Genomic DNA, 14894 nt, shown 5'->3' with positions numbered 1-14894 from the left:
CGTTTAGCCTTTAGTTTCCGGGAGCAGCATGCAGAAACAATGCAACCTGTGTGGAATTTATTGGGTCTTTACATCAAGTCATTATTATGTCTTTTTGTTATGAAACGGCTACTTTGTTTATTGGTACTCACGAATGTAGGGTACGCCCAGGTTCCAGCACAATCGATTCGCCGGGATTCTGTGCCGGAAGTTTTTCCACTCCGTGTGGATTCGCCTGATCCAATGCCGAATCGACGACCCAATAACTCATTTTATCGGTATCAGGCGGGCCGATCGACTGTCATGCGGGCCACATTGGATAATATGGCCGTAAAAATCCCCGATTCATCGACACACTATACCATGCTACGTTCGTTCAGGAAATATGGAAAGCCTGAAGAACCACCAACGCAATTCCTCAGGCCTATGAAGCCGGTTTTGCCGAAAAAATATAAATGAGGTAATACGTTGTCAGCACGATAACGTATTACCTCAGTGCCTGCGCCAGATCGGCGATTAAATCCTCTGCGTGCTCAAGGCCAATTGAGATACGTAGCAGGTTTTGGGGTGTATTGGAGTTTGGTCCTTCAACGCTGGCCCGATGTTCAATCAGACTTTCTACTCCACCGAGACTGGTTGCCCGCGTAAAAAGTTTTAGTTTACCAATAAAGTGTAATGCCTCTTCGGCTCCCCCCTTGACCTGCACCGATAACATAGCCCCCGGTTCGTTCATCTGTTGTTGAATCAGAATATGATCGGGATGGTTGGGCAAACCCGGATAATGGACTGTCTCTACGGCAGGATGCCCGTTTAAGAACTCCGCCACGACTTTCGCAGTAGCCGTCTGCGCCCGCACCCGAATCCCCAGCGTTTTAATGCCCCGACTGATCAGCCAGCAATCAAAAGGCGACGGTACCGCTCCGGATAAACTCTGCAACTGACGAACACGCTGCGTAAACTCATTATTATGCTTAAAAATCAGTGCACCACCCAGTACGTCGCTATGGCCGCTGAGGTACTTTGTCGCCGAGTGCATCACTACGTCACAGTTGAGTTCGAGGGGACGTTGTAGAACGGGAGTGGCCCAGGTATTGTCGCACACGCAAATTGCACCGGCGTCATGCGCTATCCGGCTTACCGTCAGCAAATCCGTGATAGTTAGCATGGGATTGGACGGTGTTTCGCACCAGATCACACGGGTATTTTCGTGAATGGATGCCAGCACCGCATCGAGGTCAGTCATGTCTACACGTGTGTAGGTGAGTCCCCACGGGTGAAATACCTGTTCGAGCAGGGCGGGCGTGCCATAGTACGCATCGGTTGACAGCAGCACATGGTCACCTGGCCGAAGGGCTTGAAAAAGCGTCATCGTAGCCGCCTGCCCCGATCCGAACGACATCCCAACGGCCCCACCTTCGAGCGTAGCGAGTGCTTTTTCTAGGGCTTCACGAGTTGGATTATTAGGCCGGGTATAAATGTAGCCTGCGGGCAACTCATTGGCTTCGTTGCGGGCAAATGCAGTTGATAAATGAATGGGAGGCACCACCGCCCCGGTCGTGGGGTCAGATTGGTGCGTTGCATGGAGGGCAAGGGTATCGAAATGCATAGATGGCCAGAACCGTATCAGGGTTGATTTATTGTCTGTCGAATGTCATGGTTTCTATCGGTAATTGTGCAATAGGGGATTAAATTGTTTATTGATAAGCTTTGAAATTATTGATTATCAATAACTTGTCTATGGTAATTTCAGTAGACTTATCCCATCATATCAATATATATGAAAGTAGCCGGACCTGTATTTTTACCGGAAGAATGAAAAGATCAACGCTGTTAATTGTTAATTTTTATTTTAAATAAAATGTAAACTTATTTAACAGTTTAGCTAATTAAGGGTTGATAAAGTCCAGTTTTTTTCTCTCTTTTGTTGATTGAACGGCAGGCTGTCTGAAATAATTATTTACTAACTCATTATAACGCTAACGTACTGATTAAATGCCTTATCTGGACCAGTACACTCAGCCACTTACCGCTGCCACCGCTGCGCATTTACTTCGACGGGCAACCTTCGGACCTACACAAACAGAGATTACCAACTTTACGGGCCTGACGGCTGCTCAGGCGGTGCAACAACTTATCAATAACGCTAACTATTCGCCCCCGCCCCCAATTGATCTGGATAGCACACAGCCAACGGCCGGGCAAACGTATCTTGACAAACCTTTCAACGGCGACCGAGCTTTTGATTTTGGGAATTATCTACGCCATTGGTGGTTGGGCTTGATGACATCGCAAACTGCCCTACCCAGTTTACTTGATAAACTGACCCTGTTCTGGCAGAATCATTTTGTGACCACCTTTACTATAGTTGGTGATTATCGATATGTGTATCAGTATTTACAACTATTGCGCAATAATGCGCTGGGAAATTTTCGAACCTTAGTTACCAAAATTAGTAAAGAACCAGCTATGCTGGCATATCTGAACGGGAATGAAAATGAGGTAGGTAAACCCAACGAAAATTATGCTCGTGAACTTCAAGAACTCTTTACGGTGGGCGCTTTTGATTTTGCAGGTAATAAAAATTACAGCGAAGATGATGTAAAAGCTGTCGCTCGCGTGCTGACGGGCTGGAAAAATACTAATTCGTGGGTGGTGGGTTCAACAAGTTTTGGCACCACATTTACGCTTTCCAAACACGACAAGCTGGATAAAGTCTTTTCAGCCAGCTACAACAATACGATCCCAAATAACACCATCGTAGGGCGATCAACCGCCACCGCGGGCGACGACGAATTAAATGATCTGGTAACGATGCTGCTGAAACATCCGCAGACGCCCCGATTCATTTGCCGGAAATTGTATCGCTGGTACGTTAACCCGAACGTTACACAAACCATTGAGGATAATGTGATTATTCCTCTGGCGCAGTTTTTTGCCAGTGCGCAAAATAACTACGCGATTCAGCCGGTGATTGTGAAACTGCTGACAAGTCAGATCTTTTTCGATGATTCGAATCGGGGCGCTATTGTTAAATCACCGGTTGAACTCGCTGTTGGAACCATGCGCTTTTTTAACCAGCCAGTGCCGGACATGACGACGGATTATGCAGCTTTTAAAGTCTATTTCGATTTCATGTTCTGGCGTATGTATGATATGCAAATGGCGCTCATCGATCAGCCGTCAGTATTTGGGTATGAGCCTTACTATCAGACGGGCTACTCGAAAATATGGATGAACACGACCACCATTGCGCTACGTAGTGATTACACCGATGCGTACATATGGCGTTGGCTGGAGGTTAAGCCGGGCTACAAAATGGGCATCGATGTGTTGGCCTGGGCAACTTCGTTACAGCCTAACTTTTCGGACGTAGCGGGCACGGCTCCCATCTCCTGCGTTGATGTCCAGGTTGCTTTTTCTAAAAATCTGTTCGCTACCGACCTGTTTCAATCGCAGAAGGATTTCCTGATTGACACCATTATGATGCAAGGCATTCCCCGCTCGTCCTGGACGTTTGAATGGAATGCATACCGCACGGCGCCAACCGATACCAACAAACGGAATGGAGTCACCTGGCGATTACAAAACCTGATGAAATACATGCTCCGCATGGCCGAATACCATATTTCGTAATAGTCAATAGGTATCAGTCAAGAGTCGTGAGCAGTTGATAAAAAGGACGTATCGACTGGCAACTGTTGGCTGATGACTACCGACTGACGACTATCAACTCTTTTTATGAAACGAAGAGACTTTTTAACGGCGGCCTCGGCGAGTTTACTGCCGGTGATGCTTAATGGATTTGGACTGAAAGCCATGTCGCGTCAGTCGGTACTGGTGCAGTCGCTGCTGGGTACAACCGCGCTTGCCAGTGATCGGGTACTGGTCATTATTTACCTCAATGGTGGCAACGATGGGCTTAATATGGTCATTCCCCGCGATCAGTATTCGTTGTATAATGGCCTACGTAGCAATATCGCTATTCCGGAAGGGGCCATTCTTGGTTTGGACGGTAATCCGGCTACGGGCCTTCACCCCGCCATGACGGGCCTGCGCGACCTGTATAATAATGGCAAGTTATCCATTCTGCACTCGGTTTCGTATCCTAACCCCGACCAGTCGCATTACCGCGCCACCGACATCTGGATGACGGCCGTTGATGCCAATCAGACCTCTAACTCGGGCTGGGCCGGGCGGTATCTCGAAAACCAGTTTCCGGGCTATCCAGCTGGCTACCCGAATGCGCAGATGGAAGATCCGCTGGCGATTCAGATTGGCTATCTTACGTCAACGGCCTTGCTGGGAAGTCAACAATCAATGGGAATTGCGCTGAGCGATCCGAACAGTTTCTATCAACTGGTTGGGTCGGGAAATGGCACCTCGCCCGGCGATCTTCCCTGTTGCGATGCCGGTGATCTGGTCGCTTTTATTCGCAAGCAACAGGCACTGTCGGTTGGCTATGCATCCGAAATAAAAAAAGCCGCTGATGCGGGCCAGAATCTGGCGGCCTATCCAGATGCTACGGCCAAAAACTCGTTGGCCGATCAATTGAAAATTGTGGCCCGGCTGATTCATGGTGGCCTGAAAACCAAAATTTATTTTGTGTCGCTTAGCGGATTTGATACCCACTCCGGGCAGGTCGATACAGACGTAACGCAGGGCACTCATGCTACGTTGCTGGGTAAACTTTCCACGGCCGTCGCCACGTTTCAGCAGGATTTGAAATTACAGGGAACGGAAGATAGAGTGGTTGGGATGACGTTTTCAGAGTTTGGTCGGCGGGCGAACTCCAATAACTCGAAGGGTACCGATCATGGGGTTGCGGCCCCGATGTTTGTATTCGGCAACGGCCTGAAACACCGGACCATTGGTCAAAACCCCGATCTGGCCAACCTGATAGGTCAATCGGGTAGCAAAGAAATCGGTATGCAAATTGACTTTCGGCGGGTCTATTCCGACATTCTCAATGATTGGTTTGGTACAGCGCACGCAACGACCAATTCATTACTCTTCCGTGAATTTCCGACCGTTTCCTTATTCTCTGACACGATCGAGACCGTGGCATCGGGCAACTGGAAAGACAAAAACGTTTGGACGGTTGGACGAATGCCGTTTGCTAATGAACTCGTTAAAGTGAATGCGGGTCACACCATGACGGTCGATCAGACCATTATGGTTAAAAATATTCGGCTGGAAGGTAAACTGAATTTTACCGGTCCTTATTCAATCAAAATGACGGGCTAGGTAGTTTGATCCTTGCGTTGTATTCGGTTAATCTGCTACTTTTACGCGAACCGTATGCAAGCATACTATAGGTTATGGATCAGACGTATCAATCAATATCAGTTGAACTTACCGACGGTGTGTTAACCGTTACGTTACTTGGCCCTGGAAAGGGAAATGCGATGGGGCCGGAGTTCTGGGAAGAAATGCCCAAAGCGATGGACGCGATCAACCGGATGCCCGATGTCCGGTGTGTTATTTTCCGGGGGAGTGGTGACCACTTCAGCTACGGGCTCAATGTGCAGACGATGATGCCGCTGCTGGGTACCATGACCACCGGTACGGTGCTGGCTCATCAGCGTGTCGATCTCATGGCCCAGATTCGGCAGATGCAGGCTGGTTTTCAGAAAATGCATGAGTCGCCCAAGCCGGTCATTGCCGCGGTACACGGCTGGTGCATTGGCGGAGGGGTAAACATGATTGCGGCTGCCGATATCCGTCTCTGTTCCCGCGACGCAAAGTTCAGCCTGCGCGAAGCCAAACTTGCCATCACGCCCGACATTGGCGGTCTGCAGTTTCTGCCGCCTGTTATCGGGCAGGGTTTCACCCGCGAAATGGCGTTTACTGGTGCCGACTACGATGCGGCTTTTGCCGAACGTATTGGTCTTGTCAATCACGTGTATGACACACCCGACGCCTTATTTGAAGCGGCCATTAAACTCGCTCGCCAAATCGCCGACAATCCGGCATCCGCCGTGCAAGGTGCCAAAAAGGTGCTCAACTATAGCCTTAATAAATCCATTGAGGACGGTCTTCAATACGTAGCAGTCTGGAATTCCAGTCAACTCCAATCCCACGACTTCAGCGAAGCAATGCAGGCCACAATGGAGAAACGAAAAGCCGAATTCAACAAGAAGACAAATCGGGGATATTAACTTAATGAGCGAATGAGTGAAGGAATGAAAGAGTGACTAACGCACCGATTTTCGCTCTTTCACTCATTCGCTCTTTCACTCTTTAAATTATGAACGTAACCGGCATGCTGCGCGACGACGCGCTGAAAGGAAAGACCATTATTGTAACCGGTGGAGGCACGGGTCTCGGCAAATCGGTGAGCCGGTATTTGCTGCAACTTGGTGCTAACGTCACGATTTGCAGTCGTCGACAGACGGTGCTGGATGCCACGGCGAAAGAGTTGATAGATGAGACCAGCGGTCAGGTTTTGGCTGTTGCCTGTGATGTTCGCAATCCGGTAGAAATCGAAAACGTCATTGCTCGAACAATTGAAAAGTTCGGGAAGATTGATGGCTTGCTCAATAACTCAGCCGGAAACTTTATTAGCCCAACCGAACGGCTGTCCTACAAAGCGTTCGATACGGTGGTTGACATCGTCCTGCGCGGAACGTACTACTTTACGCTGGCGGTTGGTAAATACTGGATTGAAAACAAAATTCCTGGTACGGTGCTGAACATCTCAACCACCTACGCCACCACGGGATCGGGCTACGTAGTGCCCTCGGCGGTGGCGAAGGGCGGGGCGTTGATTATGACGAAATCACTGGCGGCCGAGTGGGGGAAATATGGTATCCGACTCAATGCCATTGCGCCGGGTCCGTTTCCAACCAAAGGTGCCTGGGATCGGCTCTTTCCTGAACCATTGGCCAGCATGATGGACCCCACTAGTCGCATCCCCCTCCATCGCGTGGGCGAACACGGCGAACTGGCTAATCTGGCTGCTTTCCTGCTATCGGATTATTCGAGCTATATCACCGGCGAAAGCATCACGATCGACGGGGGCGAGGTATTAATGGCGGGCGAATTCAGCCACCTGGAGAACGTAACACCCGAGCAGTGGGACATGATCGAGCAAACGGTCCGACAGGCGAATAAGGCGAGTAAAAAGGAATAAAATTAATGATGAATTATGAATGATAAATGATGAAAAAATACGTTTGAAATCATCATTTATCATTCATAATTCATCATTAATTCCGCACCTTTGCGCCCTTGTTTTTGTTCTATTTACGTACCAAAATCCTTTACAATGCCTAACTGGTTTCTCGGAAAAATCCGCTATCAGCAACCCATCGACGACTCGAACGTCGGTACCCGGAACGAAGAGTTTATCAAGCAAAAGACGGTAACTGAAGCCTATTTAGTCGACGCCGTTAGTTATACTGACGCCGAAGGGCGGCTCTATCAGGAAATTGCTGCCAACACGCCTGATTTCGAGATTACGAACATCTCGCGTATGAAACTCGCCGATGTGTTTCATAACGAAGACGCGGGTGAAATTTGGTTCAAGGTAAAGGCAATGTTTATTACCGAAGATGAAAAATCGGGTAAGCAGAAGAAAACACCGAGCGTAATGCTTGTGAATGCCGAAACGCCCAAACAGGCGTATGAGTATGTGGAGATAAGCCTGAAAACGGCCCTTGATCCGTTCGAGATTACAGACGTGAATACCACTAAAATTCTGGAAGTCTTCCCGTATAATGAAGAGGAGAAACGGAATCTACGTCCGCTTAGCGAACTGGTAAGCCCTGAACCAGAGACAGTTTAATGAGATATGATTAACCCCTAAATCCCCTGAAGGGGACTTTGTCCAAATGTGTGCAAAGTCCCCTTCAGGGGATTTAGGGGTTAACAGTTATTACAGGATGGCATTTGATTTTTATATAATTCCCGCCTTTTACTCAATTACACTTGCGTTGAATTGGATAGATACGGATATTTGACCCATTATGAAACGTACTCTGTTCCAACTGTTCAACTTCCTCATGGCCTGCGTCGTGCTGCTAAGCAGTACCGGTTTTGGTCTGGTTGAACATTCGTGCCAGATGCGCGGTAATAAAAAAACGATGGTTGTCGCCTTTAGCGAGGTGAAATCGCAGGGGTGCGCTACGGATAAACAACCGATGCCACTTGGCCAGACGATCCTTAAAAAGACGGAATGCTGCCAGGATCAACAGCATTACGAAAACGTCGATATTTCGTCCTCGCTGAGCCAGTTCGTAGCCAAGATCGTTAAAACGATCACCGAAACCATTATTGCGGGGGTTGTGAGCGTAATGGCCTGGCTTATCGACCTGGTCTTTACTGAAAACGCGTCGTCAGTTTCGGCTTATTCATCGCCACTTTCTCTTTCTGGACGAGATATTCTAACGCTCGACAGTACACTCCTTCTCTGATACATTGATTGATGTCACATTTGCCGTATCTGCTTGATACGGAGATTATTGTGTTTATCTCAATTAATGAACTCATGCGATTTCTTTTCATATGGATTAGCCTGCTGGCTACTTCGATTCCAGTATTGGCGCAATCCGACTCAACCCTTGCTGGCAAATCAATAATTATCCGCGGTACTGTTGGGGAAACAGTTAACAGTAAACGATTACCGCTGGTTGGCGCAACAGTCCTGTGGTCAGGTACGTCTACCGGTACAGTAACTGACTCAGTTGGCCGATTTCAACTGGCAACAAACTCATCAACGAATCGGCTAATTATTAGCTACATTGGTTACCGTTCTGATACGTTAACGGTCAGCAACTCGGCTGAAGATCTTGTGATTACTCTTCGCGCCGAACGGACATTGCAGGAAGTGACCGTGTCTGGCGCACCTGGCCAGATTGACCGAATTAATCCTATTCAGACTGAATTTATTAATCAGCGCACACTGGCAAAAGCGGCTTGCTGCAACCTGTCCGAAAGCTTCGAGACCAATGCGTCGGTGAGCGTGTCGTATAGTGATGCCGTTACGGGTGCGAAACAGATTCAGTTTCTGGGTTTAGGCGGTCAGTACGTCCAGACGAACGTCGAAAATATTCCTACGGTGCGGGGGCTGGCCACTACGTTCGGACTGAACTACATTCCCGGTACCTGGATCACGAGTATCGACGTAGGGAAAGGAGCGGGCTCAGTTGTGAATGGTTACGAGTCAATGAGCGGACAAATGAATGTCGAACTGCAAAAGCCCGATGACGTCAACAAGCTGTTTCTGAATGGCTACGTCAACAGTTTTGGTCGTATAGAAGGTAATGCCAACTGGTCGAAAACGCTGAACAAAAAGTGGAGTATGGGCGTGTTGGGTCATGCCAGTACGCTACGTCGCGAGATTGATCAGAACGATGACGGGTTTCGAGATTTGCCGCTCTACACGCAGGTCAACGCCATCAACCGGTACAAATACAGCAGTGAGCGGTTCATGGCTCAGTTTGGCGTGAAAGCGCTCTACGAAGATCGCGACGGAGGCCAGTTATCTCGCTTCGGTACGTCGCGCTACAGCTTCGGGAACACGACGAAGCGGCTGGAATTTTTCTCGAAAACGGCCAAACTATACCCCGATACGCCCTACAAAGGACTGGGCTTGATTTTGAATGGCGTTCACCATGAGCAGACCGCTAATTTCGGGTACCGACCTTATTCAGGACAGCAGCGAACGTTCTACGCAAACCTTATTTACCAGTCAATCCTTGGCAATACAAACCATGCTTATAAAGCGGGTATTAGCTATTTGCTGGACGATTATCGCGAACAATTGGGCTTTATACAGACGAAACGTACGGAGTCAGTGCCGGGTGTCTTTGCCGAATATACCTACACGTATCCCGAGAAACTAACCTTAGTGCTGGGTGGCCGCTTTGATTACCATAACCTGTTCGGGGCGCAGTGGACACCGAGAGCACACCTCAAATATAACATCAGTCAGAACGTAGCGTTGCGGGCATCTGCCGGGCGTGGTTTCCGGGTGCCGAATCCCTTCGCCGAGAACTTTGGCTATCTGGTTAGTTCAAGGGCCGTGTTTTTAAATGAAGCATTGCGGCCCGAAGTGTCCTGGAATTACGGACTAAGCCTGACCAATGATTTTCAGTTGATCGGAAAAAAAGCGTCGCTTGTACTCGATTATCACCGAACCGATTTTCAGAATCAACTCATTGTCGATATTGAGCATCCCGGCGAGTTGTATTTCTACAACCTGACCAACGAGCGGGGCGTTGGTGGCCGGTCGTTTGCCAATAGTTTCCAGGCTGAACTAAACGTACAACCTGCCAAACGATTTGAGGTGAAAGCTGCGTATCGCCTTTTCGACGTCCAGCAAAGCATGGGCGGCCCATTCGGTGAAGAACGGTTATTGCCCAAAATGATGGTCAGTCGCGACCGGGTCCTGCTTAATGCGGGCTATGCGCTTCCGTTCGATAAGTGGAAGTTCGACGCTACATTGCAATGGAACGGTCCCCGACGGATTCCCTACCTACGGGAGGGGTACGTTCATTCCAGCTACCAGAATATGCCGATTGATTTTTCGCCGGGATTCTACAACCTGAACGCACAGGTTAGCCGGGCGTTCAGAAGCGGTTGGGAAGTGTATCTGGGGGGTGAAAACCTAACGGGTTTCCGCCAGCTAAATCCCATCATTGGGGCCGATGACCCGTTTGGTCCCCGCTTCGATGCAGGATCACGGGTGTGGGGCCCCATTACGGGCCAGATGGTGTATGCAGGGTTCCGGTTTAAACCTCAAATCTAACCGCGCGGGACTTATGAAACTACTCATCAAAAATATGGTGTGCGATCGCTGTAAGCGGGTCGTGCGCGAAGAACTGGAGAAGGTAGGTTTGAGTGTTGGCCGGGTTGAACTGGGCGAAGTCGATGTTGATACGCTTCCGCCGGACGTAACGCTTGATGCTGTTCGGCTGATATTACAGGCAAATGGGTTCGATTTGATCGACGATAAAAAACAATCGCTGGTCGAACACATAAAGCTGTTTCTGATCAATGAAATTCAGTACCTGAAGAACGAGCGTCTGCCTGCTGAAAACTATTCGGCCTTTCTGGAGCGCAAGCTCGGCTATGAGTATTCGTATTTGAGTGGACTCTTCTCAGCAAGCGAAGGCCATACACTGGAGAAATACATCATTGCGCTCAAAATCGAAAAAGTGAAAGAATGGCTACGGTATGATGAGCTGACATTGAGCGAGATTGCCTGGCGGTTGAATTATAGCAGCGTGCAGCACCTGTCAAATCAGTTCCGGCAGGTGACGGGCCAGACGCCGGGTCAGTTTAGAAAAGCTACTCAGGCAGAACGACGAAGTTTGGATATGATTTAATCTCATCCATAATTATGTAAAAACCCTATCGACTACGGGTGGTTATTTTGTCAGACCAATGGTGGTCGACTAAACTGTTAACAACGATTATGGAAATGACGCAACACAATCGAACTCACGTCGATACTTGTTTTGACTGCGCTGAAGCCTGCGAACGCTGTGTGACGGCTTGCCTGGAAATGGGCGATAAAGACGGGAAGGGGCATGACATGACGGCCTGTATCAAACTCTGTCGCGACTGCGCCGATATCTGCACCCTGTGCGGCCGGTTAGACGCCCGAGGCTCGGATTTCTCCCGCGATTTTATGGTCCTGTGCGCAGAAGTGTGCGAAGCCTGCGCGGAAGAATGCGAAAAACACGCGGGTCATCATGCACACTGCAAAGCCTGTGCTGAAGCCTGCCGGAAATGCGCTGATGAATGTCGGTCTATGTCGGCAAACGCATAACGAACGTAACAAAAGTGTCCGAAAAAGCCGTAAATGGCTGGTTCGGGCACTTTACCAACAATACTATACATGCTGCATCCTGTACTTGTTTTTTTGTTAGTAATCAGCTGGTTCGTTGGTCCGGGATCGGCTGCTGGCCAGCAAATAGGTATGGGCAGGCATCCGTCTGTTGCTATTGATCCGGCAGGGGGCGTTCATGTGGTGTATGGACAAGGTAACACCATTTTTTACGTAGCATCCCCTGATGGCGAACGGTTCAATAAACCCGTGCGGATAGATAGCCTGATAGGGCTTCATCTTGGTGCATCGCGCGGCCCGCAGATTGCCGCTACGTCGCAGTCAGTTGTGATTACCGCCATTGACAAGCCGGGAAATGTATGGGCTTACTCGTTCGATCGCGCTACTGGAAAATGGCAACCGCGGGTACGTGTAACCGATGTGCCCGATATCGCCAAAGAGGGCTTTGTGGCACTGACAGCTAACGGGAACAATGGCTACATAGCCGTTTGGCTTGACCTGCGCAACGACAAACGGAACAAAATCGTTGGCGCGCAATCGATGAACGGTGGACGTACCTGGTTGGCAAACCAGGTGTTGTACCAATCGCCGGATGGTACCGTATGCGAGTGTTGCCAGTTATCGGTGGTTGCGCAGAAACAACACGTTGCCGTCATGTTTCGCAACTTTCTGAATGGGTCGCGGGATATGTATCTGCTGCAATCGACAGACGGTGGAACCTCGTTCGGGAAAGCGGAAAAATTAGGGGAAGGCACCTGGAAACTCAACGCCTGCCCAATGGATGGAGGTGGATTATTTATGAATCCCAATGGAGACATTACGACTGTCTGGCGTCGCGATCATAAACTATTTACGGCTAAACCAAGACAGGCTGAAACCGAATTGGCAACGGGTAAAAATGCCAGAATAATCTCAACCAGGAAAGGTGACTACGTAGTGTTTCAGCAAGATGACCAGGTGATGGCAATCACGCCAGCGCAAGCTCAACCAAAACGAATGGCAATGGGTGGCTACCCAAAACTGACGCTATTGCCAAATGATAAAGTGCTCTGCCTGTGGGAACAAACGGGTACGGTCTGGGCGCAGGTTATCCAATAAACAGACTTGACAACAGCCTGATGAACAACGTTTTAATTATCCTGCTACTCTGCCTGAATGGCCTGGCTTTTGGCCAGCACCAACATCATGAAGGAATGGATATGTCCAAGCCCATGACTGGCAAGCCGAAAGGTGATACGACCAGGCCGATGGATCATTCGATGCATAAGGGTATGAGCAAGCACGGTAGCATGAACATGGATGGTTCGACAGGCGATCAGAAGATGCTGAATTATGGCCTTACGATGGATACCACAATGGGCACCTCCATGCCGGGAATGACACATTCGCTGTCACGAAATCTGTCCATGAATCGCAATGGCTCTGGTACGTCCTGGCATCCGGACAATACGCCTATATATGCTTACATGCGTACGCCTTCGGGCAGCAAATGGAGCTACATGATGCACTACGCTATTTATCTGCGCTATACCAGCCAGAATTTTAATAACAGCGATGGGCGTGGACGTGGGCAGCAGTTTGGTGCACCCAACTGGTTTATGGGCATGGCCCAGCGTAAAGTTGGTCAGCGAGGTTTATTTCAGGTACGGGCCATGCTTTCGCTTGATCCATTGACAGTCGGAAATGGAGGGTATCCGCTGCTGTTCCAAACAGGGGAGACCTACAAAGGTCAGCCTTTGATTGACAGGCAGCACCCACACGATCTGGTTTCGGAACTATCGGTGAGTTACAGCCATGCGTTCAGCAAGGACATTGACTTGTTTGGCTACGTTGGCTATCCCGGCGAACCAGCGCTTGGGCCGCCCGCCTTTATGCACCGAATTTCGTCGTTCAATATTCCCGATGCACCGTTGAGCCATCACTGGCAGGATGCCACACATATTTTATTTGGTGTGGCCACAGCCGGGTTTCGCTACAAATGGGCCAAAATAGAAGCATCGACCTTTAAAGGCCGCGAACCTGACGAAAATAGATACAACTTCGACAAACCAAAATTCGACAGTTATTCCTATCGACTGTCTGTAAATCCGTCGCCTTCACTGGCCTTACAATTCTCTCAGGGCTTCCTGACTGACCCGGAAGAAGCTCATCCTGGGGAGAACGTAACACGCACAACAGCTTCCGTTTTGCACAGCAAAGGACTCGGCCCCAGTCGCTACGTTACGTCGGCGTTTGTTTGGGGACGTAACAACCATCATGGCGAAGGCGAGAATTCATTTCTGGCCGAAAGTAGTTTGCAACTGGACAAACTGGCAATTTATGGGCGTTATGAAAATGTCAGGAAATCAACAGAGGAGTTAGGAATTACGGCCTTTGCCGATAATCCTGGTGTTGGTCCGTTTTCGATCAATAATTTGACGTTGGGTACGAATTACCGCATCGTTCAGACACACAACTCAGACTTGGTGCTGGGCGCACAGTTAACGGCCAGCAAACCCGATCGATTATTGCAATTTCTCTATGGAAGTATGCCCGTTTCCGGCGAAATTTACCTGCGTCTGACACCCAGCCTGATGACCATGAAGAGTATGAATCATTCGGGGCATGGGCAAATGAAAGGAATGAATCATTAACCCCTACCTGTTGGGCACCATCTACCTGAATTTTTCGTTATCAGTTCATTATAAACCATCTACAGCCATGTTGCGTAACCTATTCTTGACCGCCCTAACCTCATTACTGATCCTGGGTAACTCCTTCGCCAGCGCACCAACCCGCGACGATAAAGAGAAGGAAGTGAAAATTAAGACGTCGGCCATTTGTGGTATGTGCAAAGCCCGTATCGAACGTAATCTTGCATTTGAGAAGGGCGTTAAAGAATCCGATCTGGATGTAAAAACAAAGGTTGTTACGATCAAATACAATCCGGCAAAAACGGACGTAGCAAAACTAAAAGCCAACATCAGCAAAACCGGTTACGACGCCGAAGAAGTCCCCGCCGATGAAGCTGGTTATAATAAACTGCCAAGCTGCTGCAAAAAAGGTGGCGGCATGGATCATCAGTAAACCAGCAATTCTTTTCCATAAAAACGGCCCGCAATCACCTGATTACGGGCCGTTT

At 49.1% G+C, this 14894-nt stretch carries 14 protein-coding genes; 13 read left to right on the top strand and 1 reads right to left on the bottom strand.

All coding sequences use genetic code 11. The features are described from left to right. Nucleotides 1-99 precede the first annotated feature (99 nt). Complete coding sequence (locus BM202_RS04540) at nt 100-438, top strand: hypothetical protein (protein ID WP_093823337.1); 339 nt, start codon at nt 100-102, stop codon at nt 436-438. Between the two features lie 28 nt (nt 439-466). Here BM202_RS04540 and BM202_RS04535 read toward each other — a convergent pair whose 3' ends face one another. Further along, nucleotides 467-1585 (bottom strand): trans-sulfuration enzyme family protein, encoded by a 1119-nt coding sequence (locus tag BM202_RS04535; protein ID WP_093823335.1) that lies wholly within the window; start codon nt 1583-1585, stop codon nt 467-469. Between the two features lie 386 nt (nt 1586-1971). On the opposite strand from BM202_RS04535, the gene BM202_RS04530 reads away from it, so the two are divergent. The 12 genes from BM202_RS04530 (at nt 1972) to BM202_RS04475 (ending at nt 14839) form a co-directional block, all read left to right on the top strand. Then, nucleotides 1972-3612, top strand: a complete 1641-nt coding sequence (locus BM202_RS04530; protein ID WP_093823333.1) for a DUF1800 domain-containing protein — start codon at nt 1972-1974, stop codon at nt 3610-3612. A 105-nt stretch (nt 3613-3717) separates the two neighbouring features. Beyond that, nucleotides 3718-5223, top strand: coding sequence for a DUF1501 domain-containing protein (locus tag BM202_RS04525; RefSeq protein WP_093823331.1), 1506 nt, complete (start codon nt 3718-3720; stop codon nt 5221-5223). A 74-nt stretch (nt 5224-5297) separates the two neighbouring features. Then, the gene (locus BM202_RS04520; RefSeq protein ID WP_093823329.1) at nt 5298-6137 is read left to right on the top strand and encodes a crotonase/enoyl-CoA hydratase family protein; all 840 of its coding nucleotides are present in this window, start codon (nt 5298-5300) and stop codon (nt 6135-6137) included. Nucleotides 6138-6226: 89 nt separating this feature from the next. Then, entirely contained in the window at nt 6227-7111 is an 885-nt protein-coding gene (locus BM202_RS04515) for an SDR family oxidoreductase (protein WP_245776517.1), read from the top strand. A gap of 135 nt (nt 7112-7246) precedes the next feature. Continuing rightward, nucleotides 7247-7765, top strand: coding sequence for a DUF4494 domain-containing protein (locus BM202_RS04510; RefSeq protein ID WP_093823327.1), 519 nt, complete (start codon nt 7247-7249; stop codon nt 7763-7765). Between the two features lie 181 nt (nt 7766-7946). After that, on the top strand, nt 7947-8393 hold the full coding sequence (locus BM202_RS04505; RefSeq protein ID WP_093823325.1) for an HYC_CC_PP family protein: 447 nt from the start codon (nt 7947-7949) through the stop codon (nt 8391-8393). Between the two features lie 74 nt (nt 8394-8467). Continuing rightward, nucleotides 8468-10729, top strand: a complete 2262-nt coding sequence (locus BM202_RS04500) for a TonB-dependent receptor (RefSeq protein WP_093823672.1) — start codon at nt 8468-8470, stop codon at nt 10727-10729. A 13-nt stretch (nt 10730-10742) separates the two neighbouring features. Further along, nucleotides 10743-11309 (top strand): AraC family transcriptional regulator, encoded by a 567-nt coding sequence (locus BM202_RS04495; protein WP_093823323.1) that lies wholly within the window; start codon nt 10743-10745, stop codon nt 11307-11309. 89 nt (nt 11310-11398) lie between these two features. Beyond that, nucleotides 11399-11755 carry a four-helix bundle copper-binding protein gene (locus tag BM202_RS04490; RefSeq protein ID WP_093823321.1) on the top strand — a complete coding sequence of 119 codons (357 nt, stop codon included), beginning with the start codon at nt 11399-11401 and terminating at the stop codon, nt 11753-11755. A gap of 69 nt (nt 11756-11824) precedes the next feature. Beyond that, nucleotides 11825-12871 carry a hypothetical protein gene (locus BM202_RS04485; RefSeq protein WP_093823318.1) on the top strand — a complete coding sequence of 349 codons (1047 nt, stop codon included), beginning with the start codon at nt 11825-11827 and terminating at the stop codon, nt 12869-12871. Between the two features lie 20 nt (nt 12872-12891). Further along, on the top strand, nt 12892-14406 hold the full coding sequence (locus BM202_RS04480; protein WP_093823316.1) for a hypothetical protein: 1515 nt from the start codon (nt 12892-12894) through the stop codon (nt 14404-14406). A 67-nt stretch (nt 14407-14473) separates the two neighbouring features. Next, entirely contained in the window at nt 14474-14839 is a 366-nt protein-coding gene (locus BM202_RS04475) for a heavy-metal-associated domain-containing protein (protein ID WP_093823670.1), read from the top strand. The last annotated feature ends 55 nt before the right edge of the window (nt 14840-14894 follow it).

The sequence above is a fragment of the Spirosoma endophyticum genome (genome assembly GCF_900112365.1).
GTDB classification, from domain to species: Bacteria; Bacteroidota; Bacteroidia; order Cytophagales; family Spirosomataceae; genus Spirosoma; species Spirosoma endophyticum.
The sequence above is the reverse complement of the archived record's forward strand: the minus strand, read 5'-3'. Positions and strand labels throughout refer to the sequence as shown.